The following is a 24892-nucleotide window of genomic DNA, read 5'->3' as shown; positions in this document are numbered from 1 at the left end:
CTAAGATGGAATATGCTAGAAAAAATGTTTGGCTAAACATAGACCAAGCTAAGAAAGATGAACTAGAAGAAGTAGCCAAAGACTATATGGCTTTTATGGATAAGTCAAAGACAGAAAGACTTGCAGTAAAAGAAATTGTAAGAAGAGCAGAGGCGAAAGGCTTTAGAAATATAGACGACCTTATAAGGGAAAAATCCCTAAAGGCTGGAGATAAGGTCTATGCCAAAAATAGGCAAAAGGCAGTTGCCCTTTTTGTAATTGGAGAAAAGGACTTTGAAGAAGGAATGAGCATAATAGGAAGTCACTTGGATAGCCCAAGACTTGACCTAAAACCTGTTCCTTTATACGAATCAAGGGGCATATCCTATCTAAAGACCCACTACTATGGAGGAATTAAAAAATACCATTGGGTAAATATTCCCCTAGCCCTCAATGGAGTTGTCTTTGACAAAGAAGGCAAAAAAATTGACGTATCAATTGGTGAAAAAGAAGATGAACCAGTATTTTTCATCTCCGAGCTATTAATCCATCTGTCAAAAGACCTAAACGAAAAAAAGGCTAGCAACGTAATAGAAGGCGAGCAACTAAACATCATGGTTGGATCTATTCCACTTGCCGACGAAAAAGACAATCCAGTAAAGAAAAATATCCTAAAAATCTTAGAAGAAAAATATAATATTTCAGAAGAAGACTTCCTAACAGCAGAATTTGAAGTAGTTCCTGCAAACAAGGCAAGAGTAGTTGGCCTTGACTCATCAATGATTATGGCCCATGGTCATGATGATAAGGTCTGTGCCTACACTTCACTCAGGGCAATACTAGAATGTGAAAATCCATCAAAGACCCTAGTAGGACTCTTTGTCGATAAGGAAGAAATAGGCTCTGTCGGAGCAACAGGCATGAGCTCACAATTTTTTGAAAACACTGTAGTAGAATTAATGAACCTTAGAAATGACCTAAGCCTTGTAAGCTTTAAGAGGGCTATGAAAAACTCTAAAGTATTATCAGCAGATGTAACTCTTGCAGAAGATCCAAACTTCCTAGAAGCTACAGAAGAAAATAATACCGCAAAACTTGGTTATGGTGTTGCCCTTACCAAATACACAGGCTCAAGAGGCAAGGGAGGATCTAACGATGCTGACGCTGAATACCTCCAAGAAGTAAGACTTGCTTTCGAAAAAGGCCAAACAATTTGGCAAACTGGAGAACTAGGCAAAGTTGACCAAGGTGGTGGAGGAACAATTGCCTACATTCTTGCTGAATATGGTATGCAAGTAGTCGATTGTGGAACGCCAGTAATATCCATGCACGCACCCCTAGAGCTCGTAAGCAAAGCTGATGTTTATGAGACTTACAGGGCCTACAAATCTTTTTACAAAAATATTTGACAAGCCCTAATACAAGCGTATAATTAATTAATTTGACATTACTTGTAATTCATAGTATAATAGTAAACATAACGAATGAGAGGATGATTAAATGGCACATAAATCAGTTCAAGACATTAGAAATGAAGTAATAAGTAATGTGGGTAAGGAAGTTATTCTCAAAGCAGATATGGGAAGGAAAAGAACAAAAACTAAGACGGGAGTCATAGTAGATGCCTTTCCTAGTGTATTTACAGTAAAAGTAAACAATGATTTTGATGTGGAAAGAACAGTATCTTACACATACTCAGATATCCTAACATCAACTGTAAAACTATCAGCTGATTAAAAACAAGACTCGGAGGCAAAATTTTTGCTGCGAGTCTTGTTTTATTTTTAATTAATATAATTATTCAATATGTGCTTTAATAAAGAATCTATTAACAAAAAAAGCCTTTGATGAATATGGACCTAAACCTATAAACAAGTAATAATTTAATAATTTGGCAGAAATGAAAATAGCAAGGACTTTTAAAGGAGTATTAACTAAGGATATGGCTTTATCAGAATTTTAACCCAGAAGCCTTGCAAGATATGGGAGAAAAATATGTAGTTCTTATCTAAGAAAAGCCTATGGATTTTACTTTGCAATCAGGTGGAGGAGATTCTACAAGAAGTGCTAATCTTATAAGTTTGCCTGAAGATATGATGTCCTATGAGGGAAAGAAAATTACAATAAGTTTCGGTCCTAGTGATGGTCATTGGCAATCTGATGTCAGCCTACCAATGGATGCTCCGAGAATGCACCAAGTGAAAGTTTTAGAATAATATTTTTGTTACAAATAAAATGTACCAAGTTTAGTCCTTTGATAAAACTTGGTACATTTTTTAAGTCTTTTAATATTTTAAATTATCTTTTAAGCACTAAGTCAATTATTCCATCGGTTTCGTGAACGAATTTAAAAGCTAAATCCTCGTGGATTTTAAGAGCAAGACCACGTTCTTTTTCAAAATTATTGTGGAGAGCTCTTATAGAATCAAAGGAAAAAGCCTTCTTGATTAGAAGCCTAAGACCTACCATGCCATAGCCTTGGCCCCTAAATTCGTCTTTAATTACAATTCCGATATCCCTTGTAAAGGAATTAAGTCTTGAAGGGTGGAAATTTACATCACCTACAAAGGCCTTTGAATCCTGGTCGTAAATATAGGCATAAAAATACTTCCCAGGATTTGAAAAATAAAGGTCATACCATTTTTTCCAATAGCCATCGTCATGGGTGATAGTGCCTGTTTCTTTATCATAGCCTAAAATAGGTAAATCATAACCCTTATTGTAGGCCATGGTGGCAGGGTCAACTAGGATATTTTTTGCAAAGTCTAATTCGTTTTCTTTTGGGGTGTATAGGATGATGTTTTTCATTTTTTATTCTTGCATACAAAGAGCAGGTGGTTCGTTGCCCCGAGCGTTTCTGGGTCTTTACAGTGGTTTAAGTGCCAGTCTAGGTAATTTTCAAACGATTCTTCAGTCATTTCTTCAAGTTTATTACTTAATACTTCTGCAAAGCCATCGCTTGCTATTATCTCTTCTATTTCAATATAATTATCTTCAATCATTTTTCTAGCTTCATTGACTTTGAAAAATACAAAAGGTCTATCTATTAATCTTTGTTTTTCGCTTATATAGGCGGGGCTTGAAAAAATATTTGTATTATAATTAATAGATTCGCTAATTAATACCATATCGTGGTTTATATAGGCAATTAATATGTAGCCACCATCTTTGCATACTCTTTTAGCTTGTCTAAGTACGTCTTTTCTGTCTTTTTCATTAGATAAGTGATACATTGGTCCAAAAATTAGGACTAGGTCAAAATAATTTTCTTCCAAATCTTCTAGGTCGAAAGATGACTTATTATAGGCTTTTATATTTGGAAATTCCTTTGCCTTTGCCTTCAAGGTTTTAAAATTTGAACTAGAAGGCTCAAAGGCAGTAACTTCTTTAACCTTAGGTGAAAGGTGGATTGTATAAACTCCAGTACCAGCTCCGATGTCAAGAACCTTAGAATTTGTATTAATTAATTTGTCTATTTCCTTTTGGGTAGTGATTTTCTCAACTATTCCAGTTCTTGATTTAAGACGACTTTCTTCATCAATAAGCTTATATAGTTCTTCATTTCTTTTTAAATCATCATCAATTTTTACGATATCTTCCATATCAATAAGATCCTCCTTTTGTATAAATATACCCCAATATAAGATGGTGTGAGATAAGTGATTTAACTTGAAAAATTAGGGAAATTAGTATTTACTTCTAGTAGATAAGCCAAATCCTATAGAGCCGCAAAGTTTTCAAACTTTGCGAAACAAAGTTAAAATATTTTGCTCTCATTGGGGCATAGATAAAAAACAAGCTGTAACTCCTCTTTTTTGTTTTATAGATAAATACTTTGGCTATGAGGTATAGGATAAATAGGCCTTAGGCTTTACAGGCTGAAATTATGGCTCATTCGGCAATATTAGCCCAAGAGGAAGAGGCGGAGGTCGGGGCTTTTCTTGAAAAGGGCTTGACCGATACTTATTATAAGGGTATGTATGATGAATATATTAATAAAAATCCTGACTAGGGTTATAATGATAATGGAAAGATAGTCTTGGAGAAGATTTTATGAGAAGAAGAATAAAAGATGTTATAAAAAGTGCCTATAATGGGGAAGAAATCACAAAAGAAGAAAAGAGTGAGATCTTTAGTTATTTTAGGCATATACCTAATGCGAGAAAAACAGATAAAGAATTCGAGTTATATTGTAAAATGGCTGAAGAAAAGGGTATGCCTAAGCCTGAAATATATTCCAAAATAAGGCTTTTGTATAGTAAAAAAGAGCTGACTGAAGAAGAAAAGCAAGAATTATTGAAGAATAGATTTACAGCTCCTTTTAAGGGGGAAACCATCGGACACAGAGAATTAACAGAGGAAGAGAAAAAAGAAGCTGGAGAGTTTTGGAAAAAATAAGGACATAGGGGACTAAATGTTGTCTTTAAAATCATTTGCATTTACTACTTTTTGTGGTACTATGTGGTTGACAACAGAATGATATTCCACAGTATCCTGTTAAGAGAATAAGCAAGCCCGAGACAATGCTTATTGATGAAATGAGAATTAGTAGCCATCAATCTCATCTTAATCTCACACTAACCAAGCTTTAAAGCCAGCATTAGGAGGGTCAGTAGCTCTCCTTTTGCTTTTTAAAAAGAATAATATACAAATATTAGGCACAACTAAACTTACAGGCATAAGATTTTAGATGTGCTTTTTTAATTGATAAAAAGGAGTAAAAATGGATAGTTATAAATTTCCAAAACCTTGACAGCACATGTGGTATTTTTATTTGCAAGCGTTTTGGAGTATCGGCAAGCTTGATTAATTATTATAAGAGTATATAATACCTGTAAGAGAAGCGACCTCTTAATCATCAAAAAAGCCACAAAGCTTTCAAACTTTGTGATATGAGTGAATAACAATGTTCCCATAAGGGTAACAAAAAAGCAGGAGGGTCAGTCCTGCTTTTTACTTTTGTCTTTGTTTCTTCTTTCTTTCCACAACTCGAAAAGAATATTAGAAAACAAAGGTAATATGAGTGATGACATTATTGTCAACAATAATTCCCCCATCGGGCAACACCTCCTTTCTACAAGGGGCAAATTTATTATACCATATTAAAAATAATCGTGAGTTAATCGTGTAAAAGATCACACAAAATAAGTAAATATGAATAATTTAATCGTGCGTTAATCGTACGATTTTTTATTGTCTTTTACTTGCTAGACGTAAAAGAAGCATGGAGAAATGAGTCAGACGGACTATAAATGGAGGTTTTTGGATTCTAGTTTAACAGAAATAAAAAGCTGAATATTAGGGATAAAAATAAAAAAGAGACCATCAATTGGTCTCTATAACTTCTAGTATAATATCATTTTCTTGCTACATTTTAGTTACAAGATAGCCTTTTTATAGGCGTTTTTATTCTTTTATACCGAAAGCATAGAAAAATTATTATCTATATTCGTGTATATTCTAATATATCCCTTTTTAGTAATGTATAAATATTACATGGTGGAGAATAGGGGACTTGAACCCCTGGCCTCTTGACTGCCAGTCAAGCGCTCTCCCAGCTGAGCTAATTCCCCAAGTCGATTTTATTTTAGCATATTTTTTTAAAAAAAACAAGCCATCGTAAGGTGGCTTGTTTATATTTTTTTGTCAACCCAGTCTCCTTGGTAGAATCTGTATCTTAGGCTTACAAATCTTGATGTTTGATCAGAAAGTATGCCTAGCCATATTCCTACTATTCCAAGACCTAAGATATGGACTGCTAGTAGGGTTACAGCACTTCTTATGAAGGTTACTGATACTAGGGCTACGAGGAGGGTGTATTTTACATCTCCAGCAGCTCTTAGGCAGCCTCCATAGATGGTTTGAGATATTTGGAGGAGGACTATGAGGGTTAGAAATCTCGTTATTATTACTCCGTATTCGATGATTTTTTTGTCTGTAAAGAAGAGACCGAATATATTCCTTCCAAATAATATCAAGATTATTGATACTATGACGGATAGGGCGAAGCCTATTTCTTGGCAGACCTTGCCATAGGTCTTGGCAGCTTCTTTATCTTCTGCGCCGAGGGCATTTCCCGATAGGGCGATTGCTGCAACTTGCATACCGTTACCTAGGGAGAAATTTAGGGATAGGAGATTCATTCCTACATTGTGGGCAGCAAATATTTCTGTGCCGAGGCCTGCTGCGGTTATGGCAGTTATTAGGAAACCAATCCTAGCTGAAACATTTTCTACAAAAATATTAAAGCCTAAATTAGCTATGGATTTTCCTATATTTTTGCTGTAGGCGAACTTAACTTTAAGAAAGTGGGCAAAGTTTAGGTAGGAAGCTTTCCTTGTTAGGGAAATTATACACATAAGACTTGCCACAAAGGTTCCTAGAACTGTAGCTATGGCTGCTCCCCTTATGCCCAAAGCAGGAAAGCCGAAGTTTCCATAGATAAGTAGGTAGTTGAAGGTCATATTGACAAGGGAGCTTACAAGGTTTGATATGAAGGCTATCCTGGTGTTACCGCAACCCCTGTGGCCAGCATTTATTACCATGGCTATGGCATTAAAGATTATTCCACCCATGATTATTTGAAAGTATTGGATAGATAGGTCATGGGTTTCGCTATTTGAGCCTGCGAATTTTAGGATTGGGTCTAGAAATGGAATCATCACTAGATCAACGAGAATAACAAAGGAAATTACGATGTAGATGGCAGTAATAAGTGTTCTGTTTGCTTCATTCCTATTTCCTTCTCCCTGCCTTCTAGCTACTAGGGCAGAAACGGCAGCATTTATCGAAAAGAATATGGTTAGGGCTATAAATTTAGGTTGGGTAGTAAGACCGACTGCAGCGACTGCACTAGGCCCCATGCCCGATACCATGAAGGTATCAATTATATCTGCGATTGAAATAAAGAAAAATTCTAAGAGGGCTGGCCAGGCAATCCCTATAGATTTTTTCCAATAAGCTTTACGTTCCAAGTCTCCTTCTTTCTAATCTATTAAATCTAGGTATTTTTCTATGTTGATATTGTCTTCTTTACTTTCTTCTATTACTTTTTTGTAGATTTTAGAGATGCTTGTTACAGTTTTTCTAGTAGCTTCTTCTATAGAAAATCCCTCCAAATAATAGGCTATAAATAGGCCGTCAAAAAGATCTCCAGTTCCTGTAAGTCTGTTTGGAAGCTTCTTGAAGGCTACTTTGTAGTCATAAGTATCGTAACCTTTTACAAAATATTCGTCATTTTCTTTTACTGAGGTAATGATGAATTTCTTGCCAGATTCTTTTAACTTTTCGTAGTCTAGGTCAAGGAATTTGGCCTCGGTAGAGTTTGGGGTGATAATATCTGCTATTTCAAGTAAGGATTTGTAATTGTTTAGGATAGTTTCGTCAATGCTTGGGTATAGGCTACCATCATCGCCCATTATTGGGTCGAAGAGAATAGTTGTTTCATAGGAAAGATTCTTGATGTAATCGTAGATTATATCCCTTTGCTTAGTATTGTGGATGTATCCGATTGAGATTAGGTCGAATTTAAAAGCTAAGTCGTCCCAATTCTTCAAAGAATCTTCTAGGTATGTAGTACAATCTAGTATTGCGTTTTTTCCGTAGGAAAAATTATTTGCTATAAGGGCTGTTGGCAAGAAAAAGGTATTATGTCCCTTATAAGACAGGATATTTTCCATCATTTTACCGGCGATTTTGCCTAAGGAAACAAAATCATTTATAATAAGTATATTTTTCATATTTTTCACCTCACTTTATATCTTATGAATTATCTAGCTTATGTCAACACCAACTTTTTGAAAATATTGTAAAGATTTTAGCCTTAATGATATAATGAAAGTATGTATAAGTTCAATAAAAATATTATCAACAAAATAAATGAAAATAAATATGTGAAAAAGACAAGGAGCAGTTTGGGCAATCTAATATTCTCTCGTGCTGGACTTTTTGTCCTTCTTGTTATTTTACAAATCCTTCTTATGATATATTTTTATTACAATGCTAATATTGGTATCAGCTATCTTTTGGGAGGAGATAGCCTATCCAAGCTTCTCATAATGCTTGTAATACTTAATATGAGAAATGTATCCAACGCTAACAAGCTTTCTTGGTTTTTGTTAATAGCAATCTTTCCAACTTTTGGTATCATTGCCTTCATTATGAGCCATTATTCTATAGGTTATAAGACTGAACAGAGGAAGGTATTAAATCTTGATGAAGAATCCAGAAAATATTTCGATAAGGATAAGGACCTCTACGAGAGAATCGAGGATAGGGAGAAGAGAATTTATCCCATAGCCAAGTACCTAGATGATGTTGGTGGTTTTCCGACTTATAGGAATACATCATCCACTTACTATAAGGTTGGAGATGATATGTTCGAGGCTATGCTTGAAGATGTTAAGAAGGCCCAAAAATTTATATTCTTGGAATTTTTTATCGTAGATTATGGTTATATGTGGGGAAGCCTCCTTGAAGAGCTTGTAAAAAAGGCTAAGGAAGGTGTAGAAGTTAGGCTCTTAATTGATGGGTCAAATCTAATCACTAGATTAAAGTCGAACTTTCCCCTAGAGATGGCAAGTCTTGGCATAGAATGTAGGGTCTTTTCCAAGATGTATCCTATAGTATCAACCTATCAGAACAATAGGGATCACAGGAAGGTCATGGTTATTGATGGTAAGGTTGGCTATACTGGAGGAATAAATCTTTCGGATGAATACATCAATGTCTTTGAAAGATTTGGTCATTGGAAGGATAGCGGGGTAAGACTTGAAGGCTCTGCTGTAAAAAGCTTTAGTATAATGTTTTTAAATATGTGGTCATCCTTGGCTAGTAAGTCAGAAGACTATAGTCCCTACCTAAAGATGTATCCAAACAAAGAAGCCTCAGGCTTCTACATTCCATTTTCCGACAATCCTTTGGATAACGAAACAATCTCCAAAAATGTCCTTCTTGATACCATAAACAAGGCCAAAAATTATGTCTACTTGATGAGTCCCTATCTAATAATTGATGAAGAGATAAGAAATTCCATCAAGCTTGCGGCTAAGTCAGGTATAGACTTTAGGATTTGCCTACCTCATATACCAGATAAGAAAATTGCCTTTGCCCTTGCCAAAGACCATTACAAGGAACTAATCGAAGCTGGAGTGAGGATTTTTGAATATACTCCAGGCTTTGTTCACTCAAAAACTTGGCTTGCTGATGATAAGGTAGCCTTTGTCGGTACGGTCAATCTTGATTATAGGGCCCTCTACCAAAACTTCGAGTGTGGCCTATATATGTACAAATCAAATAGCCTAGTTGAAATAAAAAATGACTTCGACATATTTTTCGATATTGGGACTGAAATAAATATGGAAGATGTAGAAAATATTGAAATAGTATCAAAATTATTCGCCAAAATTGCCAAGCCTTTTGCAGTGTTGATGTAGGCTTAAAACTTAACTTCTCGTGGTTAATACTTCGGGAAGTTTTTTGTTGGAAATTTTCATAAGCTCTTGCAAAAATTTTAGTAGCTGATATAATTTAATTAAGTAGCGTATGGTATATGACCAAACACCATAAAGGAGGATTCATGTTTAATATTAGTTTTTCTTCTGAAATCCCCTTGTACATGCAGATAGTCGATGAAACCAAGTCATTTATAGCTGCGGGCTATTTTAAGGATGGAGATAAGTTTCCTTCAGTAAGGGAATTATCCAAAAGCCTATCTATTAATCAGACTACAGTATCTAAGGCCTTTAAGGAACTTGATAGACTTGGCTTAATCGAAACTAGGCCTGGCATAGGGACTTTCATTAAAATTGATTCGAAGAAGCTTTCCTCATCCAAGGATGAGTTTGAAAGAGTTCTTGTGGATGATTTTAAGGAGGCGATTTTCTTAGGCTTTAGCAAGGATGAGATTATTGGAATTTTTGATAAGACAGAAAGGAATTTATATGAAGATTAGAGCAAATAATATTAGCAAATCTTTTGGGGAGAAGAAAGTTCTCGATAATATTTCCTTCGGCCTTGAAGAGGGGATGATAATAGGCCTTGTCGGCCGTAATGGTTCTGGTAAGACGACTCTACTCAAGTGCTTGTGTGGAATATATGATTGTGATGGGGGCGGATTTTTCTTAGATGATAAAAAACTTAGGGATAAACCAGCCTTAATTGCAAATATCGCCTTTTTGCCTGATAGATTTGACTACTTTAATTATTACAAGATTAAAGATATAGGAGATTTTTATTCAGTGATTTATAAGAATTTCGATAGTGGATTTTTCTTTACTGAGCTTAACAAACTAAAAATCAACCCAAATCTCAACTTAAGGAGCCTATCCAAGGGGCAAAAAAACATTACAGGTCTTATTACAATCCTTGCTACTAAGGCTAAAATTCTCTTGGTTGATGAGATATTAGATGGGATGGATGTTATTAACAAAAAGCTTATTATGTCCTATCTTTTGGATGCAAAAGACGAAGGTCGATCAGTTTTTGCCTCAAGCCATGAGCTAGACCAACTTTCAGGTTTAAGTGATTATATTTACTATCTTACAGTTTATGGTAAGTTGATTGATACAAGTGATAAGAAAATCAATAAGCTAAAGAAGGTTCAGATAGTCTTTAAGGAAGAAATCGCCAAAGACCTAAAAGAATCCCTAATCCTCGTTTCAAGCCTAGGAAGGGTAGCAACTTTTCTAGTTAATGATGATGATTATAGGCTAGAAAAAATGCTGGCTAGGGATGACATAGCCCAGTACGATTTGCTAAGTCCGAAGATTGAAGATTATTTTTACCTTGAAGCGGGAGGTGAAGAAAATGCGTAAGTTCAATGATTTACTTAAATTTACTTGGAAGAGATTTTCCGTTTGGATACTCCTAGTAACAATTTTTTGCACTATGGCTGTTGGAATTTTAGTTCAGAATAATATAAAGAATGATTATGAGAGATTTACCAACTGTGTTTTAGATATGAGAGAAAACTTGTATGGTGGTAAACACAATGAAGATATTGAAATTAATGAAGAAAGTATAGATAAGATAAAAATTGAGGCCTTGAAGCTAAAGGGAAAGTATAAGCTTTGCGATGATGACGATGTCTTTAGTATGGATGTCGATGGAAAAGCCCAAGATGATTACTTCGAAAGGCTTAGCAAGAATGGTGGCTATGATGCTCATTATATTTATAATAATATCAGGAGTTTTCTTGAGAAGTTTGATGATGGAAAGTTTAATGGGTCAGGCTACTACGAGGCCCTAGTCTTTCCTATAGTAATCTTTATAGGCCTTTTTGCTCTAAGTATCACAAGTCTTGAGCAATCTTTGGCAATTTATGATTTTACAAGACTTATGCCATGGAAAAAGAAAGATGAACTAATAATGAAAATAGGAATAGTTTTTCTCTTTGGAATGGTGATTTTTGCTATAAATACCCTAGTACTCGCCTTTATATTGAAGGCTTCAGCCTTTGGAAAAGTGGTAAGTTTTTCTTTAATAGCTGGGCAAATTTTAAGAAATATCCTTATTTTCTTGGGAGCAAGTATAATTTCTACTTCCCTAGGTTTTATAGGGGGAAATTTCCTAGGCCATTTGGGTCTTTATATAATGACACTCGCAGGCTTCGAACTTTATAGGGTTAATTTAAACATGACCTTGAATGCTTTTTCCTCTGACTTTGCTGAGAGGGTTGAAGATCTAATAAGAAGTTTTGAAGGAAGACTTAACCCTTTCTTTAAAACCCTCATGTCTCTTAGCTATATGAGAGTAGATAGTCTTATTACAATTCTTGCCTTTCTCATCGTGGCACTTGTAATATTCATTCTTGCCCTATATCTTAGCAAGAATCAAAGTAGCGAAAGAAGCGGTTATATGATAGCAAATAAAAAGCTAGGAGTCTTTTGTAAGCTAATGGCAAGCCTAACCCTTGCTAATCTTATGACCAGCATACTAGCAAGCGTATTTGTTCAAAAGATTAGTCCTGTTATAGTAATAATATTTATCCTCGCCTTATTGATAAGTTATAAATTCTTTGATATGCTATTTAAGATAAGACTTAAATTTTAAGGAGTAAGTATGGCTAAAGATAGATTAAGTTGGCAAGAATATTTTATGAAGCTCGCAAAGACTGTCGCAAGACGTGGAACTTGCGATAGGGCCTATGTGGGTTGCGTCTTGGTAAATGAAGAGAATAGGATAGTTTCCACAGGCTACAATGGATCGATAAAGGGTAACCCTCATTGTGACGAAGTAGGTCATACCATGCGTGATGGCCATTGTATAGCGACAATTCACGCTGAGATGAATGCTATTTTATACTGTGCCAAGGAGGGCATAGCAACTAAGAATACTATTTGTTATGTAACTCATTTTCCCTGCCTAAATTGCACCAAATCCCTTATCCAGGCAGGAATAAAGAAAATTTATTACAATGAAGCCTACAGGATGGACGATTATGCAGTAGAACTTCTTAATAGAAATCATATAAGTTTTGAGAAAATCGAACTAAGGGATGATTTATGAAAATAATAGCCTCGGACTTTGATGGAACCCTTCTTATAAGAAACAAGCTTAGGGAAGGGGACCTTAGGTCTATTAAGTCCTTCCAGGATGGGGGCAATCTCTTTGGGATAGTTACTGGCAGGAGCTTTCATTCTTTAAATAAACTAATCGAGGGAAAGCTTAGTCCTGACTTTGTTATAGCCAATAATGGCTCTCATATCCTGATAAGAAATCAAAAAGCTATAACTGAATTGGTAAAATTTACCCTAGATAAGACTAAAGTAGCTAGGCTAATAAATTTTTATAGGCCATATTTTCCTATCAAAATCTTTACCGATAAGTCCAGGAGCCTAGATAGGCTTGATGAGATCATAGATCGAGAAGAAATTCTAGCCCTTGCTATTTATAGCGATAAAAATTTGGACAATCCATTCGATGAAGATTTTTCCTTTCACAAGTCGATTGGGGTAATTGATGTTATAAATAAGCAAGTATCGAAGAAAACAGGAATTGAATTTATCAAGGACTTCTATGGATACGATAAGGAAATTTACTCCATAGGAGATGACCTAAACGACATTTCCTTCCTAGAAGCAAGCAGGCTGTCCTTCACCCTAAATTATGTAAGCGAAGAAGAAGTCTTGAAGGTGTCTAATTATAAGGTTGAAAACATAGAAGAACTTATAGAAAATATAGAAAAATGGACATAAGTAAAGCACCAGGCTCTGTCTAGAAAAGACAGGACGAGGTGCTTTTTGTTGTGTAAATTAGTTGATTTTATCGACATTTACGAAATCAAGACTTCTTATTATTTCTTCCCTACTAGGAAGGTCAAGAACTCTTGCAGTTGCAGCAGCACTTGCGACAGAAACCCTGTAAGATTCGATTGGATCACCGTCACGAACTATTGTTCCCAAAAATCCAGCAATCATAGCATCCCTACAAGCGACTGTGTTGATGATTTTTTGTCCATCATCAATTGGGGTTGACTCATATACGTCATCACCGACAAAAAACATTGAACCATTTGCTCCATAGGAGATTATTACATACTTTGCCCCCATATTTATAAGTTTTTTTCCATAAGGGATGTAGTCCATCTTATCTTCTATTCTCACATTGAAAATTTCTTCTATATCCTCACCATTTGGCTTAACCAAGAGAGGTTTTTCCTTGACAATATCAAGTAGATATCTAGCAGGAACATCCGCAATGAAGTCTGCTCCGTTGGCAGTAGCTACAGAAACAAGTCTTGTATAGATATCATTATCTAGGCCATCTTCCATTGGTGGAACTGAACCACCAAAGATAATAGTATCTCCCTCTCTAGCCCTTGATAGGAAATAAACTAGCTCGTCAACTTCGTTAGACTTGATAGTTGGTCCTGGGAAGTTAATCATGGTTTCTTCGTTGTTTTCGAAAAGTTTGATATTAGTTCTGTTGTGGTTAGCCATCTTTACGAAATTAGTTCTTATATTTTCGCGGGTCAACCAATCAGTGATAAACTCACCTTGAAAGCCTCCTACAAAGCCTGTAGCTATGGTTGGAATCCTCAAGGAAGAAAGAATCCTTGATACATTAATTGCCTTACCACCAGGAACAGATCTTTCTGAAAGTATGTCATTTTCCTGGCCGAGATTGAGGTGCTTAAGCTCCACGAAAAGGTCGATGGATGGGTTAAGTGTTACGGTATAAATCATTATTACTCCTTACTATTATTATTCTTTTCTATTACAATTTTAGCTTACTTATACTTTCTATAATTTCTTCCATGTGCATGCCATGGCTACCCTTTACAAACACTAGGCTTGATCTAGTTATTAAGGATTTTAACTTATCAATTAAATCATTCTTACTGGTGAAATGAAAGAGTCTATTTTTTGGGAAATTCTCCAAGGCCCCTTGGTACATATAATAGGAGAGTTCACCAAAAAACAAACAGTAATGAACATCTTTTGGATCAATTTCTTTTCCAACTTGATAGTGGAGATCTTTTTCACTTTCTCCCAACTCAAGCATATCACCAAGGACTAGGATTTTATTATCGTAGCCTCCCAACATTTTTGTAGTATTAAGACCACTTCTTAGGGATTGGGGATTAGATTTATAGCAATCGTCCAAGACATCGAAGCCATCAAATTCTATAATTCTAGATCTGTTATTTGCTGGAGTTACTTCCAAAAGACCTTCTTTGATTTGCTCCTTACTTAGGCCTAAAAGGCTAGAAATCAAGAGGCAGGCACCACCATTATAGACATTGTGGCTACCCAAGAGGGGAATTTCATAAACGTCACCGTCATGGCTAAAGCTAACCTTAGCAAGCTTTTCTCCCACATCCTTTACTACAAAGTCGTTGTCATCATTTTCTCCAAAACTAATCTTTTTTTGCTTTATAGTATATAAGGAAATATCTTTTTTGATAGTGGGGTCATCACCATTATAGATAAAATATCCTTCTCGATTTAAGCCTTCAACTATTTCCATCTTAGCCTTTAGGATTCCTTCCTTAGTCTTTAACTTCTCCAAGTGACTATCCCCGATATTAGTGATAAGGGCTATATCTGGCTTAACTATACTTGTAGTTAGGGATATGTCACCGAAACTATCAGTTCCCATTTCTACAATAGCAACTTCGCAATCTTCACGAAGACTTAGGATGGTTTTTGGAACTCCTATCTCGTTGTTGAGATTGCCGATGGTTTTTTGAACCTTGAATTTTTTCTTGAGGACTTCGTAGAGGAGGTCCTTAGTAGTAGTCTTTCCATTAGAACCAGTAATGCCTATGATTTTAGTTGAAGAAAGCTCATTTCTATAGGCCTTTGCTAAAGCTTGGAGGGCCTTTAGGGTATCATCAACTCTTATATAAGGGATGGAAATGTTATTTTTAATCTTGTAATCCTTATCTATAAGGAAGGCAGCTGCCTTTTTATCTTCGCACTCCTTAATAAAAAGTCTGCCATCAAAAACTTCACCAACTAAGGGTATATAGAGATTTCCTTCTTGGATGGTCCTAGAATCAGTTGAAACGCCCTTTATCATGTAGGAGTCATAGGCCTTATCACAAAGCTCAGCCTTTAACATTCGAGAAATTTCACCAAGACTTCTTTCTATCATTTAGACCACCTTTCTAAGCCATCTTCAATCAAGATATCCAAAACTTCTGAGAAGTTTTTCTTATACATCAACTCGCAAAGTCTCGCAAAGAAAGAACTAGGAGTAAAGCCTGGGAAGGTATTTATTTCATTTACATAAAAATTACCATCTTCTCCATAGAAAATATCGACCCTGGCAAAGCCTTCGCAACCACAGACTTCATAAGCTTTACTTACAAAATCTTGGGCCTCTTTTAGCTTGTCATCGTCTAGGTCATAAGGAAGAGATTCCTTGGTAGTCTTTGAAAAGTATTTGGCATCATAATCTAGGAAAGTATGATCGGATATATAAGCACCCGGTCTTGAAACATCAGGATTCATATGGCCAACTACAGCAAATTCGATTTCTTGACCGACAATAAGCTCTTCTACTAAGACCTTTTTGTCATATTTAAGAGCCAAACATCCAGCCTCGAGGAGTTCTTCTTTGCTAGTAACCTTACTAACACCAACAGATGAACCATTAGCTGAAGGCTTAACTATGAGAGGAAGGCCAATCTCATCAATACACTTCTGAGCGAAACTTTCACCAAAGCCTTCCCTATTAGTATAGAGGTATTTTGCTTGACGCAAATTATTCTTCTCAAAAATATCATTACTTGTAACCTTATCCATGCAAATAGCGGATGAAAGAAGGCCATTACCAATATATTTAAGACCAGCTACATCAAGAAGACCTTGAATAGTTCCATCTTCTCCATAGGTTCCATGAACTGCGGGAATAATTATGGTTTTACTCAAATCTTCCTTGCTAAGGCTATCGAGGAAATTTGCTATGGATTTAGCCTTATTTACCTTAATATCCCTAACTAGGTCGAATTCATCACTTGTATCTATCTTATCGAAGCTATCTGAATAAGCTCCTTCTTTATTAATATAAACTAGTTTAATTTTATATTTCTCTTCATTCAAATTCTTAGATATGTTTAGGGCACTTCTTAGTGAAATATCATGTTCACTCGAAGGACCTCCACATAAAATATAGACATTAATCATTACTTGCTCTCTTTCATATAAATTCTATGAAGATTATACTACTTGAAGAAAAAATGGGCTAATAATTAAAGAATTAGCCTATGACTTACAGAATAGAAACAGGAATATATTACATTTGTAACAATTAATTTTGAGAAAATATGATATATTTTAATAAGAGAATAGAAAAATAAGGGGAAAAAACGCTAACTCTTTAAAAAAACCTAGTCAATTTAATTTGCTAAAGGGTAATATATCAACATCTGCAAGGGGAAATGGCCTAAATTTAAAACCTACATAATTTTCACACAATTAAAAGGTACAATAACAAATGTAAATAAGAACTGTTAATAATTTGTAACCATTGTTACAAGAAAATTTTGAAAATAATCATTGATATATAGAAAGAGGAAAAAATGAACAGATTAACAAAATATGCCCTAGCAGCAGCCCTAGTATTACCGACTGTATTCTCGATAGGATCGAAAGAAGCAAAGGCAGATAGAATTAACCTAGATACAAATAAAGCAAAAGTAGTTAACGTAAGAAATTCAGCTGAAGAAAAGAACAATGTTATAGGACAAATCAAAGACTCAAACAAGTCATACGAAGTCCTAGGCAAGTCAAATGGCTGGTATAGAATTGACTTTGAAGGAAAAGAAGCATTCGTAGGAACATCTTGGTTCAAACTAACAGCTGAAACAGAAGTTATAGCTCCAGCGAACTTTAGAGATGCTGCAAAATTATCATCAAAGGTAATTAAAGTTCTAAACGAAGGTGATATAGTAGAAGTTATAGAAGAAGCTGACAATGGCTTTGTAAAAGTTAAACATAATGGCGAAGAAGGATACATATACAATAATCTTCTTAAATCTTTCAACGAAAGAAATAAAAATGCTAAAGAAAAGAAAAAAGTAGCTAAAAAAGCAAATAACAATTCACAAACTTACCAAGAACCAAGCTACACTTATACAGAAGAAGTAACTTACTATGACAATGGATCTAACAATAGTTCCCAAGATTACAGCGGAGAAGACAATTCTTCTTACCAAGGAGATTCAAACTGGGCAAAAGAATGGATAGCTCAAAGAGAATCTGGTGGATCATACACAGCTTATAATCCAAATGGTGGTTACTACGGAAGGTATCAACTTAATCCAGCTCTAGTAAGCTACGGAGCAAGTCCAGCAGAACAAGAAGCTGCTGCAGATTCATATGTATATGGAAGATATGGTTCATGGGAAAATGCTCAAGCATTCTGGGCTAATAACGGTTGGTATTAAAAATAAGCTTACAATTCTTATGGAGCTTATGATAATTAGAAAAAGGCTTATCCTAGGCCAAATACCTAGAAGATCTGCTTAATTAGATAATATATAGAAAATCAAAGTAGGAAGTTACTAAGTTTATCCTTAGGGCTTCCTATTTTTTATTTGCTAGATTATTTTTCTTTGCACTAATTGAGAAAAGGGTAAAATGATAATTATAAGAATATCCAGGAGGAAATAATGAAAGCCATATTAACAGTTATAGGACTTGATCAAGCAGGAATAATCTATAAAGTATCAAAAATACTTTACGAATACAATATTAACATCCTAGATTTAAGCCAAACCATAATGGTCGATCAATTTGCAGGTATGTTTAATATTGATTTATCCAAAGCTAATGCTGATTTTACAGAGATAGGCAAGGCTTTTGATAAGTTAAGCGAACAAACAGGTCTAGAAATTAGAATTCAAAACGAAAAGCTTTTTGATGCAATGCACAGGATATAAGTATGGATAGGAATAATATAATTGAAACAATCAAGATGCTTGATGAGGAAAATCTCGATATTAGAACCCTCACCATGGGGATCTCCCTCCTTGATTGTATAGATAGCGATTATAAAGTCGCTTGTGAAAAAATTTATAACAAGTTAATTAGAGAGAGTAAGGATTTTATTAAGGTATCCAAGGAAGTTTCAAAAATTTATGGGGTGCCAATAATTAATAACAGGATATCTGTTACACCAATCTCTTTGATAGCAGCTAGTACCGATCTTGACGATTATACTCCCTTTGCCCAATGCCTAGATAGGGCGGCTAAGGATATAGGAGTTGACTTTATCGGAGGATTTTCTGCCCTTGTTCAAAAGGGTATGACTAAGGCTGATGAGATTTTAATTAAGTCTATCCCAAAAGCTCTAGCAAGTACAGACTTGGTTTGCTCTAGCGTAAATGTCGGCTCTACCAAGGCTGGTATTAATATGGATGCAGTTGCTATGTGCGGAGAAGTTATTAAGGATTTAGCTCAAAGAACAGCTTCAAGTGATAGCCTAGGTTGTGCTAAGCTTGTAATCTTTTCTAATGCTGTTGAGGATAATCCCTTCATGGCCGGAGCCTTCCATGGGGTAAGTGAAGCTGAAACTGTAATTAATGTTGGGGTATCTGGTCCTGGAGTAGTTAAGTCTGCTATATCAAATAAGGATAATTTACCAATTAATGAAATTTGTGAGATAATCAAAAAGACAGCCTTCAAAATCACTAGGATGGGAGAACTTGTAGGTAGGGAAGTTTGCGAAAAACTTGGCAAAGAGTTTGGTATTCTCGATTTATCCCTTGCACCAACACCTGCCATAGGAGATTCTGTTGGAAGAATCCTAGAAGAGATAGGCATTGATAATGTAGGCGGCCATGGAACGGTAGCAGCCCTTGCTCTTCTCAATGATGCGGTTAAAAAGGGAGGACTTATGGCTAGTGCCTCAGTAGGTGGTCTTTCCGGAGCTTTCATTCCAGTTAGTGAAGATGAGGGCATGATTAAGGCAGCAGATGGGGGCTATCTAAGCTTTGATACACTAGAAGCTATGACTTGTGTCTGTTCAGTCGGACTTGATATGATAGCTATACCAGGAGATACAACAGCGGCTACTATTTCTGCAATAATTGCTGATGAGGCAGCTATTGGTATGATTAATGCAAAGACAACTGCTGTTAGAGTTATTCCAGTTGTTGGCAAGAAAGTTGGAGATTACGCACAATTCGGTGGTCTTTTGGGCTATGCACCAATAATTGATATAGGAAATTCAAATTCAGAAAAAATGATAAAAAGAGGTGGCCATATACCAGCCCCTGTTCACTCATTTAAAAACTAAGGAGAAAATATGGAAAGCAAAAATCCAATAGTAACAATAGAAATGGAAAATGGCGATATAATAAAGGCAGAACTCTATCCAGATATAGCACCAAACACTGTAAATAACTTTATTTCTCTAATTAAAAAGGGCTTTTACGATGGCCTAATTTTCCATAGGGTTATAAAAAACTTTATGATCCAAGGTGGTGACCCACAAGGCACAGGTATGGGAGGCCCAGGCTATGCAATAAAGGGTGAATTTAACATGAATGGTTTTAAAAATGATTTAAAACACGAAAGAGGAGTCCTATCCATGGCAAGGAGCTTCATGCCAGATTCAGCAGGCAGCCAATTTTTCATCATGCACCAAGATAGCCCACACCTAGACGGACAATATGCAGGCTTTGGTAAGGTAATCGAAGGCATGGACGTGGTAGATAAGATAGCAGCAAGCAAAACTGATAGACAAGATAGACCAAAAGAAGACGTAAGAATCAAACAAGCAAGCGTAGAAACCTTTGGTAAGGAATATCCAGAAGTAGTTAAAATGTAAAAAAAGACCAGGAGCAATCCTGGTTTTAGTGTGGGTAATTTCTAGGAAAACGAGACGATAAATAAATATTCCGTTAAAGATTTCAAAAAATATTTGACAATGATGACATTATTTTCTATAATTAAATAAATGGTAGTTACCACTCGTGCATAGGAAATCGTTTTTGAAGTTTTTGAAATTTTTTCTAAAACTTTAAAATTGTAGTATAAGTTTTCTTGCAACAAAGTTACTGTTTAAAATACTAAATAACTATATAAGGAGGATATTATGTTACAAACAGTTATAGTATTTTTGATTGTTACGGGGTTAGTATCGTTAATTTCTTGGATTAGAACCAAAGATGACGATCTATCAACATCAAAGGGTTATTTTTTAGCGGGAAGGGGTTTAGGTGCATTTGTAATAGCTTGCTCAATGGTATTAACCTCTTTATCAACAGAACAGATGATAGGAGTCAATGCAAATACATATGTAGGCAATTTTTCAATTATTGCTTGGACAGTGCAGTCTGTAATTCCTTTATGTATATTAGCAAAGGTTTTACTACCTAAATATCTTAGGGAAGGATATACAACTATCCCAGAATTTTTTGAAAATAGGTATGCAAGATCTACTAGACTTGTAATGTCAACTTTATTTTTATTTTTCTATATATTCATTTCAATACCAGTAGCATTATATACAGGTGCGATAGCTTTCAATCAAATATTTAATTTGGAACAATTTGGATTGGATTATGCTCAAGCAATGTGGATAACTGTATGGGCTATAGGTTTAGTTGGTGCTATATATGCAATATTTGGTGGACTAAAAGCAGTTGCCGTATCTGATACTGTAAATGCTGTAATATTAGTAATTGGTGCCTTATTAGTACCTTACTTTGGATTAAAATACTTAGGAAGTGGTAATTTACTTCAAGGTATAGATGTTATAACATCATCACATATTGAAAAGTTTAATGCTATAGGAAGTGCAACTGACGCAGTGCCATGGACAGCAATATTCACAGGTATATTTATAGTTAATTTATTTTACTGGACAACTAACCAAGCTATAGTTCAAAGAACTATGGGAGCCAAAGATTTAGCTTCAGGTCAAAAGGGAATAGTTATAGCAGCATTCTTCTTATTGTTACTACCATTAATATTGAACTTACCAGGATTAATAGCATTTCATATTTTTGGAGATGGCATTAAAAATATGGACTTATCTTACCCAACATTAGTAAATGAAGTCATGCCAAAATATTTACAAGGATTTTTTGTAGCCGGTTTATTTGGCGCTGTTCTATCAACATTTAATTCATTTCTGAATTCGGCAGCTACTATATTTTGCAACGACTTATTACCTATGGTAAGTAAGAAGAAAAGAGAGGATAAAGATTTAATAAAACTAGCTAAAAAAGTATCAGCAATAATGGCAATTATTACAATGTTTATAGCTCCTTTATTGATGTATGGATCAGATGGTGTATTCTTATTTACAAAAAGATTTGCTGGATTCTTCAATATTCCAATAGTTGCTTTATTTGTAGTCGGAATATTCAATAAAACAGTATCATCAAAAGCCGCTAACATAACTGTAGGCTTACACATATTACTATATTTTAGTTTAGTATGGGTATTTAAAGTTAGTTTGAACTTCCAACACGTAATGGGCGGACTATTTGTATTTGATGTCATATCTATGCTACTTTTAGGTAAAATTTGGGGAAAAGATACCCCTTACGAAGCCTCAACTGATAATAAATCTGGAGTAGATTTGTGCGAATGGAAGTATATCAATTTATTAATTTCAACAGTTGTGTTAAGTTTAATTGCACTATATGCATTACTATCTCCAATTGGATTAGCATCAGAAGCTGGAAAACCATTAAATGTATTGATTGGATATATAGTTATAGAAATAGCGATAATTATATTTTTTATAAGTAAAACAAAAAGGACTGCTATTCATGAATAATATAGTATATATTTTATTGGATCAAATACGTCTGGATATGTTGGGAACATACGGACATGATATAGTTAAAACTCCAAATATTGATAAAGTGGCAAGCGAAGGTATAAAATTTACTAACGCATATACACCAGCCTCTGTTTGTGGACCGGCAAGGACATCTTTATTTACAGGTCTTATGCCATCAACTCATGGTATTATCAGAAATGGGGAAAAAGGTGGTTCTGGAGAGATAGATAAAGATAAACCAAATATAATGAATCAATTAGATGAACATTATAAGTTTATTACAGGCAAATGGCATGTGGGAACAAAATCAATCCCAAAAGATTATGATATAAAAGGACATAATTTCGATGGTTATGGATATCCGGGAAGTGGCGTATATAAAAATTTAGTTTTTGATCAGCCACCAACTCGAGTTAGCAATAGGTATAAGGAATGGTTAATTGAAAATGACTATGAAATTCCTGAGGTTTCAAAAGCTTACTTTGGAGATAATCCTCATTTGAGAGTACAGGAGTTGTGTGGATTATTATCTGGAACTAAAAATGAAACAATACCTTACTTCATAATTGATGAAGCGAAAAAATATGTAAATGAATCTACAGAATTATCTAAACCATTTTTTGGATGGATAAATTTTTGGGGTCCACATACACCATGTATTGTTCCTGAACCATACTATTCAATGTATAATCCTGATGATATTATATTGGATGATAGTTTCTTCAAACCTTTAGTTGGCAAACCTGGTCACTATAAATCAATTTCAAAGATGTGGGGAATGTGGGAAGCAAGCGAGGCTAGATGGAAAGAAGTTATATCAAAATATTGGGGTTATATTACACTAATTGATGACGCCATTGGAGATTTCATAGATTATTTAAAAGAAAATAATTTATATGACAATACATTTTTAGTAATAACTGCAGATCATGGTGATGCCATGGGAGCTCATAGGATGATTGAAAAGGGTGAATTTATGTTTGACACAACATATAAGATTCCTATGATAGTTAAAGATGTTAATTCTAAAAATAAGTCTGCAGTTAATGATAATTTAGTATATTTACATGATTTAACTGCGACAGCATATGATATATCAGGTAAGAAAATTCCTGAAGAATTTGAATGTGAATCAATTTTACCAATCATAAGGGATAAGGCAAATAATGATAGAAAAGGTGTTTTATCTCAATTAGCAGGCCATTTTGTATATTTTGAGCAAAGAATGTGGCATAGGAAAGATTATAAATTAGTATTTAATGCATCTGATTTATGCGAGTTATATGATGTAAAGAATGATCCGGATGAGCTAAATAATTTGTTCTATAATGATGAATATAAAGACATAAAAAGAGAGCTTTTAGAAGAAATGCACGATGAAATGCTTAGAATCTCTGATCCTTTAGAAAACTGGCTATATAGAATTATCTTAGAACTTTAATAAAAAAATAATATCCATCGGAAATTTTTTCGAGGGATATTATGATAGAAGGTGGCAAAATGTTAGATTTAAAAATGAAAAATATAAGTGTACTAATAAAACCGGCATCTTCAAACTGTAATATTAAGTGTGAGTATTGTTTTTATTATGATGAATCAGCAAATAGAGAAGTGTTTGATTATGGATTTATATCAATTTCAACTATAGATATCTTCCTTATGAAAATTTTTAACCTTGTGACAGAAAGTGTTTCATTTCTTTTTCAAGGTGGTGAACCAATGTTGATTGGGATAGAATTCTATAAGGTATTTGAAAAAATAGTCAAAAAATACAATAAAAATAAAATAAAAGTAAATTACTCTATACAAACTAACGGTATTTTACTTAACCAAGAATGGGCTGAATATTTTTATAGTTCAAACTACCTAGTTGGAGTTTCACTTGATGGAATAAAAAATACCCATGATAAATATAGGATGGATAAAAATAAGAGTGGAACATTTGAAAAGGTCTTAGATGCAATTGATTTACTTAAGAAAAATAAGGTGCAATTTAATATTTTAACCGTTGTAACAAACGAAATTGTAGATAGTGTTAGTGAGATATATAAGTTTTATAAAGATAGTGACTTTTATTACATGCAATTTACTCCATCAATTGAACCTATAAAAAAAGTGGGTCAATACCAATATATGGATACAAGACATTTTGGCCAGTTTCTAGATGAACTGTTTAATTTATGGTATGAGGATATTAAAAATAAAAATTATTATTCAATTAGATATTTTGAAAATCTGATCATGATATTAATGGGCATAACTCCAGAATCTTGCGATGCTCAAGGTAAATGCGATATAACCCTTGTAATGGAAGCAGATGGTTCAATTTATCCTTGTGATTTTTATATTTTAGATACTTGGCGTTTAGGAAATATTAATAATAATGCTTTAGAGGATATTATTCTTTCCAAAAAATCTAAAGAATTTATAATTAGTTCTATAAATATTCCAGAACAATGTAAGTCATGTGAATATTTATTAATATGTAGGAATGGATGTAGAAGGTATAGAAACAATGAAAATCTGAATATCTATTGTGAAAGTTATTATTACTTTTTTAAAAGGAATTATGGAAAACTCGTTGAATTAAAAGATATTATTCTAAAGGAAAGAAAAGTAAGAGCGAATTAATTTAAATAATATTTTGTAATATACAATGAGT

The 24892-nt window shown here is 34.4% G+C and carries 24 protein-coding genes and 1 tRNA gene; 17 read left to right on the top strand and 8 right to left on the bottom strand.

The features are described 5' to 3' along the window. The first annotated feature begins 5 nt into the window (after positions 1–5). The 3 genes from P6936_RS04110 (at position 6) to P6936_RS04100 (ending at position 2195) form a co-directional block, all read left to right on the top strand. Positions 6–1388: an aminopeptidase gene (locus tag P6936_RS04110; RefSeq protein ID WP_276880917.1), complete on the top strand. Its 1383-nt coding sequence runs from the start codon at positions 6–8 to the stop codon at positions 1386–1388. A 91-nt stretch (positions 1389–1479) separates the two neighbouring features. Beyond that, positions 1480–1716 carry a Veg family protein gene (locus P6936_RS04105; protein WP_004837047.1) on the top strand — a complete coding sequence of 79 codons (237 nt, stop codon included), beginning with the start codon at positions 1480–1482 and terminating at the stop codon, positions 1714–1716. A gap of 284 nt (positions 1717–2000) precedes the next feature. After that, positions 2001–2195: a hypothetical protein gene (locus P6936_RS04100; RefSeq protein ID WP_276880916.1), complete on the top strand. Its 195-nt coding sequence runs from the start codon at positions 2001–2003 to the stop codon at positions 2193–2195. A gap of 82 nt (positions 2196–2277) precedes the next feature. On the opposite strand, the gene P6936_RS04095 is transcribed toward P6936_RS04100, so the two are convergent. Further along, positions 2278–2787: a GNAT family N-acetyltransferase gene (locus P6936_RS04095; protein ID WP_276880915.1), complete on the bottom strand. Its 510-nt coding sequence runs from the start codon at positions 2785–2787 to the stop codon at positions 2278–2280. Beyond that, positions 2784–3581 (bottom strand): class I SAM-dependent methyltransferase, encoded by a 798-nt coding sequence (locus tag P6936_RS04090; protein WP_276880914.1) that lies wholly within the window; start codon positions 3579–3581, stop codon positions 2784–2786. The genes P6936_RS04095 and P6936_RS04090 overlap by 4 nt, the downstream gene beginning before the upstream one ends. Before the next feature lie 451 nt (positions 3582–4032). Here P6936_RS04090 and P6936_RS04085 point away from each other — a divergent pair, with 451 nt between their 5' ends. Then, complete coding sequence (locus P6936_RS04085; RefSeq protein ID WP_276880913.1) at positions 4033–4377, top strand: hypothetical protein; 345 nt, start codon at positions 4033–4035, stop codon at positions 4375–4377. A 1099-nt stretch (positions 4378–5476) separates the two neighbouring features. Here P6936_RS04085 and P6936_RS04080 read toward each other — a convergent pair. From P6936_RS04080 to P6936_RS04070, 3 genes are all read right to left on the bottom strand, one after another. Next, positions 5477–5552 (bottom strand) — tRNA-Ala (locus P6936_RS04080). A 60-nt stretch (positions 5553–5612) separates the two neighbouring features. Beyond that, positions 5613–6953 (bottom strand): MATE family efflux transporter, encoded by a 1341-nt coding sequence (locus tag P6936_RS04075; protein WP_276880912.1) that lies wholly within the window; start codon positions 6951–6953, stop codon positions 5613–5615. 12 nt (positions 6954–6965) lie between these two features. Continuing rightward, positions 6966–7718 carry a PfkB family carbohydrate kinase gene (locus P6936_RS04070; protein WP_276880911.1) on the bottom strand — a complete coding sequence of 251 codons (753 nt, stop codon included), beginning with the start codon at positions 7716–7718 and terminating at the stop codon, positions 6966–6968. Positions 7719–7892: 174 nt separating this feature from the next. Between P6936_RS04070 and cls the strand changes: the two genes are divergently transcribed. The 6 genes from cls (at position 7893) to P6936_RS04040 (ending at position 13175) form a co-directional block, all read left to right on the top strand. Continuing rightward, complete coding sequence (gene cls, locus P6936_RS04065) at positions 7893–9413, top strand: cardiolipin synthase (protein ID WP_338079162.1); 1521 nt, start codon at positions 7893–7895, stop codon at positions 9411–9413. 143 nt (positions 9414–9556) lie between these two features. After that, the gene (locus P6936_RS04060) at positions 9557–9931 is read left to right on the top strand and encodes a GntR family transcriptional regulator (RefSeq protein WP_040349514.1); all 375 of its coding nucleotides are present in this window, start codon (positions 9557–9559) and stop codon (positions 9929–9931) included. Further along, positions 9921–10793 (top strand): ABC transporter ATP-binding protein, encoded by an 873-nt coding sequence (locus tag P6936_RS04055; protein ID WP_276880909.1) that lies wholly within the window; start codon positions 9921–9923, stop codon positions 10791–10793. Before P6936_RS04060 ends, P6936_RS04055 begins: the two co-directional genes overlap by 11 nt. Further along, positions 10786–12030 (top strand): hypothetical protein, encoded by a 1245-nt coding sequence (locus tag P6936_RS04050; RefSeq protein WP_276880908.1) that lies wholly within the window; start codon positions 10786–10788, stop codon positions 12028–12030. Before P6936_RS04055 ends, P6936_RS04050 begins: the two co-directional genes overlap by 8 nt. A gap of 9 nt (positions 12031–12039) precedes the next feature. Then, positions 12040–12486 (top strand): deoxycytidylate deaminase, encoded by a 447-nt coding sequence (locus P6936_RS04045; RefSeq protein WP_276880907.1) that lies wholly within the window; start codon positions 12040–12042, stop codon positions 12484–12486. Further along, positions 12483–13175, top strand: coding sequence for an HAD family hydrolase (locus P6936_RS04040; protein WP_276880906.1), 693 nt, complete (start codon positions 12483–12485; stop codon positions 13173–13175). The genes P6936_RS04045 and P6936_RS04040 overlap by 4 nt, the downstream gene beginning before the upstream one ends. Positions 13176–13232: 57 nt before the next feature. Here P6936_RS04040 and P6936_RS04035 read toward each other — a convergent pair whose 3' ends face one another. Genes P6936_RS04035 through P6936_RS04025 form a run of 3 tightly spaced genes read right to left on the bottom strand, consistent with a single transcriptional unit; the run spans position 13233 to position 16613 of the window. Further along, entirely contained in the window at positions 13233–14165 is a 933-nt protein-coding gene (locus P6936_RS04035) for a 1-phosphofructokinase family hexose kinase (RefSeq protein WP_276880905.1), read from the bottom strand. A gap of 31 nt (positions 14166–14196) precedes the next feature. Beyond that, positions 14197–15579 carry a UDP-N-acetylmuramoyl-tripeptide--D-alanyl-D-alanine ligase gene (locus tag P6936_RS04030; protein WP_276880904.1) on the bottom strand — a complete coding sequence of 461 codons (1383 nt, stop codon included), beginning with the start codon at positions 15577–15579 and terminating at the stop codon, positions 14197–14199. Continuing rightward, positions 15576–16613, bottom strand: coding sequence for a D-alanine--D-alanine ligase family protein (locus tag P6936_RS04025; protein WP_276880903.1), 1038 nt, complete (start codon positions 16611–16613; stop codon positions 15576–15578). Before P6936_RS04025 ends, P6936_RS04030 begins: the two co-directional genes overlap by 4 nt. Before the next feature lie 395 nt (positions 16614–17008). Between P6936_RS04025 and P6936_RS04020 the strand changes: the two genes are divergently transcribed. The 7 genes from P6936_RS04020 (at position 17009) to P6936_RS03990 (ending at position 24861) form a co-directional block, all read left to right on the top strand. Continuing rightward, the gene (locus tag P6936_RS04020; protein WP_276880902.1) at positions 17009–17875 is read left to right on the top strand and encodes an SH3 domain-containing protein; all 867 of its coding nucleotides are present in this window, start codon (positions 17009–17011) and stop codon (positions 17873–17875) included. Positions 17876–18100: 225 nt separating this feature from the next. Next, on the top strand, positions 18101–18370 hold the full coding sequence (locus tag P6936_RS04015) for an ACT domain-containing protein (RefSeq protein ID WP_004837131.1): 270 nt from the start codon (positions 18101–18103) through the stop codon (positions 18368–18370). Between the two features lie 2 nt (positions 18371–18372). After that, the gene (locus tag P6936_RS04010) at positions 18373–19728 is read left to right on the top strand and encodes a PFL family protein (protein ID WP_004837132.1); all 1356 of its coding nucleotides are present in this window, start codon (positions 18373–18375) and stop codon (positions 19726–19728) included. 9 nt (positions 19729–19737) lie between these two features. Beyond that, positions 19738–20262, top strand: a complete 525-nt coding sequence (locus P6936_RS04005) for a peptidylprolyl isomerase (protein ID WP_004837133.1) — start codon at positions 19738–19740, stop codon at positions 20260–20262. A 267-nt stretch (positions 20263–20529) separates the two neighbouring features. After that, entirely contained in the window at positions 20530–22224 is a 1695-nt protein-coding gene (locus tag P6936_RS04000) for a solute:sodium symporter family transporter (RefSeq protein WP_276862338.1), read from the top strand. Further along, positions 22217–23671 carry a sulfatase-like hydrolase/transferase gene (locus P6936_RS03995; protein WP_060929123.1) on the top strand — a complete coding sequence of 485 codons (1455 nt, stop codon included), beginning with the start codon at positions 22217–22219 and terminating at the stop codon, positions 23669–23671. The genes P6936_RS04000 and P6936_RS03995 overlap by 8 nt, the downstream gene beginning before the upstream one ends. 59 nt (positions 23672–23730) lie before the next feature. Further along, positions 23731–24861: an anaerobic sulfatase maturase gene (locus P6936_RS03990; RefSeq protein WP_276880901.1), complete on the top strand. Its 1131-nt coding sequence runs from the start codon at positions 23731–23733 to the stop codon at positions 24859–24861. Positions 24862–24892: the final 31 nt, after the last annotated feature.

Origin of the sequence: Anaerococcus tetradius, from assembly GCF_947087635.1 — a bacterium.
GTDB classification, from domain to species: domain Bacteria; phylum Bacillota; class Clostridia; order Tissierellales; family Peptoniphilaceae; genus Anaerococcus; species Anaerococcus tetradius.
Note: the sequence above shows the minus strand (reverse complement) of the source record. Positions and strands in the feature narration are given on the sequence as shown.

Excerpts from the sequence above, each read along its gene's own strand:
- P6936_RS04010 (WP_004837132.1), top strand. The coding sequence starts at position 18,373 with ATGGATAGGAATAATATAATTGAAACAATCAAGATGCTTGATGAGGAA.
- P6936_RS04095 (WP_276880915.1), bottom strand. The coding sequence starts at position 2,787 with ATGAAAAACATCATCCTATACACCCCAAAAGAAAACGAATTAGACTTT.
- P6936_RS04030 (WP_276880904.1), bottom strand. The coding sequence starts at position 15,579 with ATGATAGAAAGAAGTCTTGGTGAAATTTCTCGAATGTTAAAGGCTGAG.
- P6936_RS04060 (WP_040349514.1), top strand. The coding sequence starts at position 9,557 with ATGTTTAATATTAGTTTTTCTTCTGAAATCCCCTTGTACATGCAGATA.
- P6936_RS04035 (WP_276880905.1), bottom strand. The coding sequence starts at position 14,165 with ATGATTTATACCGTAACACTTAACCCATCCATCGACCTTTTCGTGGAG.
- P6936_RS04055 (WP_276880909.1), top strand. The coding sequence starts at position 9,921 with ATGAAGATTAGAGCAAATAATATTAGCAAATCTTTTGGGGAGAAGAAA.
- P6936_RS04045 (WP_276880907.1), top strand. The coding sequence starts at position 12,040 with ATGGCTAAAGATAGATTAAGTTGGCAAGAATATTTTATGAAGCTCGCA.
- P6936_RS04040 (WP_276880906.1), top strand. The coding sequence starts at position 12,483 with ATGAAAATAATAGCCTCGGACTTTGATGGAACCCTTCTTATAAGAAAC.
- P6936_RS04000 (WP_276862338.1), top strand. The coding sequence starts at position 20,530 with ATGTTACAAACAGTTATAGTATTTTTGATTGTTACGGGGTTAGTATCG.
- P6936_RS04025 (WP_276880903.1), bottom strand. The coding sequence starts at position 16,613 with ATGATTAATGTCTATATTTTATGTGGAGGTCCTTCGAGTGAACATGAT.
- P6936_RS04110 (WP_276880917.1), top strand. The coding sequence starts at position 6 with ATGGAATATGCTAGAAAAAATGTTTGGCTAAACATAGACCAAGCTAAG.
- P6936_RS04085 (WP_276880913.1), top strand. The coding sequence starts at position 4,033 with ATGAGAAGAAGAATAAAAGATGTTATAAAAAGTGCCTATAATGGGGAA.
- P6936_RS04100 (WP_276880916.1), top strand. The coding sequence starts at position 2,001 with ATGGATTTTACTTTGCAATCAGGTGGAGGAGATTCTACAAGAAGTGCT.
- P6936_RS04015 (WP_004837131.1), top strand. The coding sequence starts at position 18,101 with ATGAAAGCCATATTAACAGTTATAGGACTTGATCAAGCAGGAATAATC.
- P6936_RS03990 (WP_276880901.1), top strand. The coding sequence starts at position 23,731 with ATGTTAGATTTAAAAATGAAAAATATAAGTGTACTAATAAAACCGGCA.
- P6936_RS04105 (WP_004837047.1), top strand. The coding sequence starts at position 1,480 with ATGGCACATAAATCAGTTCAAGACATTAGAAATGAAGTAATAAGTAAT.
- P6936_RS04090 (WP_276880914.1), bottom strand. The coding sequence starts at position 3,581 with ATGGAAGATATCGTAAAAATTGATGATGATTTAAAAAGAAATGAAGAA.
- P6936_RS04070 (WP_276880911.1), bottom strand. The coding sequence starts at position 7,718 with ATGAAAAATATACTTATTATAAATGATTTTGTTTCCTTAGGCAAAATC.
- P6936_RS04005 (WP_004837133.1), top strand. The coding sequence starts at position 19,738 with ATGGAAAGCAAAAATCCAATAGTAACAATAGAAATGGAAAATGGCGAT.
- P6936_RS03995 (WP_060929123.1), top strand. The coding sequence starts at position 22,217 with ATGAATAATATAGTATATATTTTATTGGATCAAATACGTCTGGATATG.
- P6936_RS04050 (WP_276880908.1), top strand. The coding sequence starts at position 10,786 with ATGCGTAAGTTCAATGATTTACTTAAATTTACTTGGAAGAGATTTTCC.
- P6936_RS04020 (WP_276880902.1), top strand. The coding sequence starts at position 17,009 with ATGAACAGATTAACAAAATATGCCCTAGCAGCAGCCCTAGTATTACCG.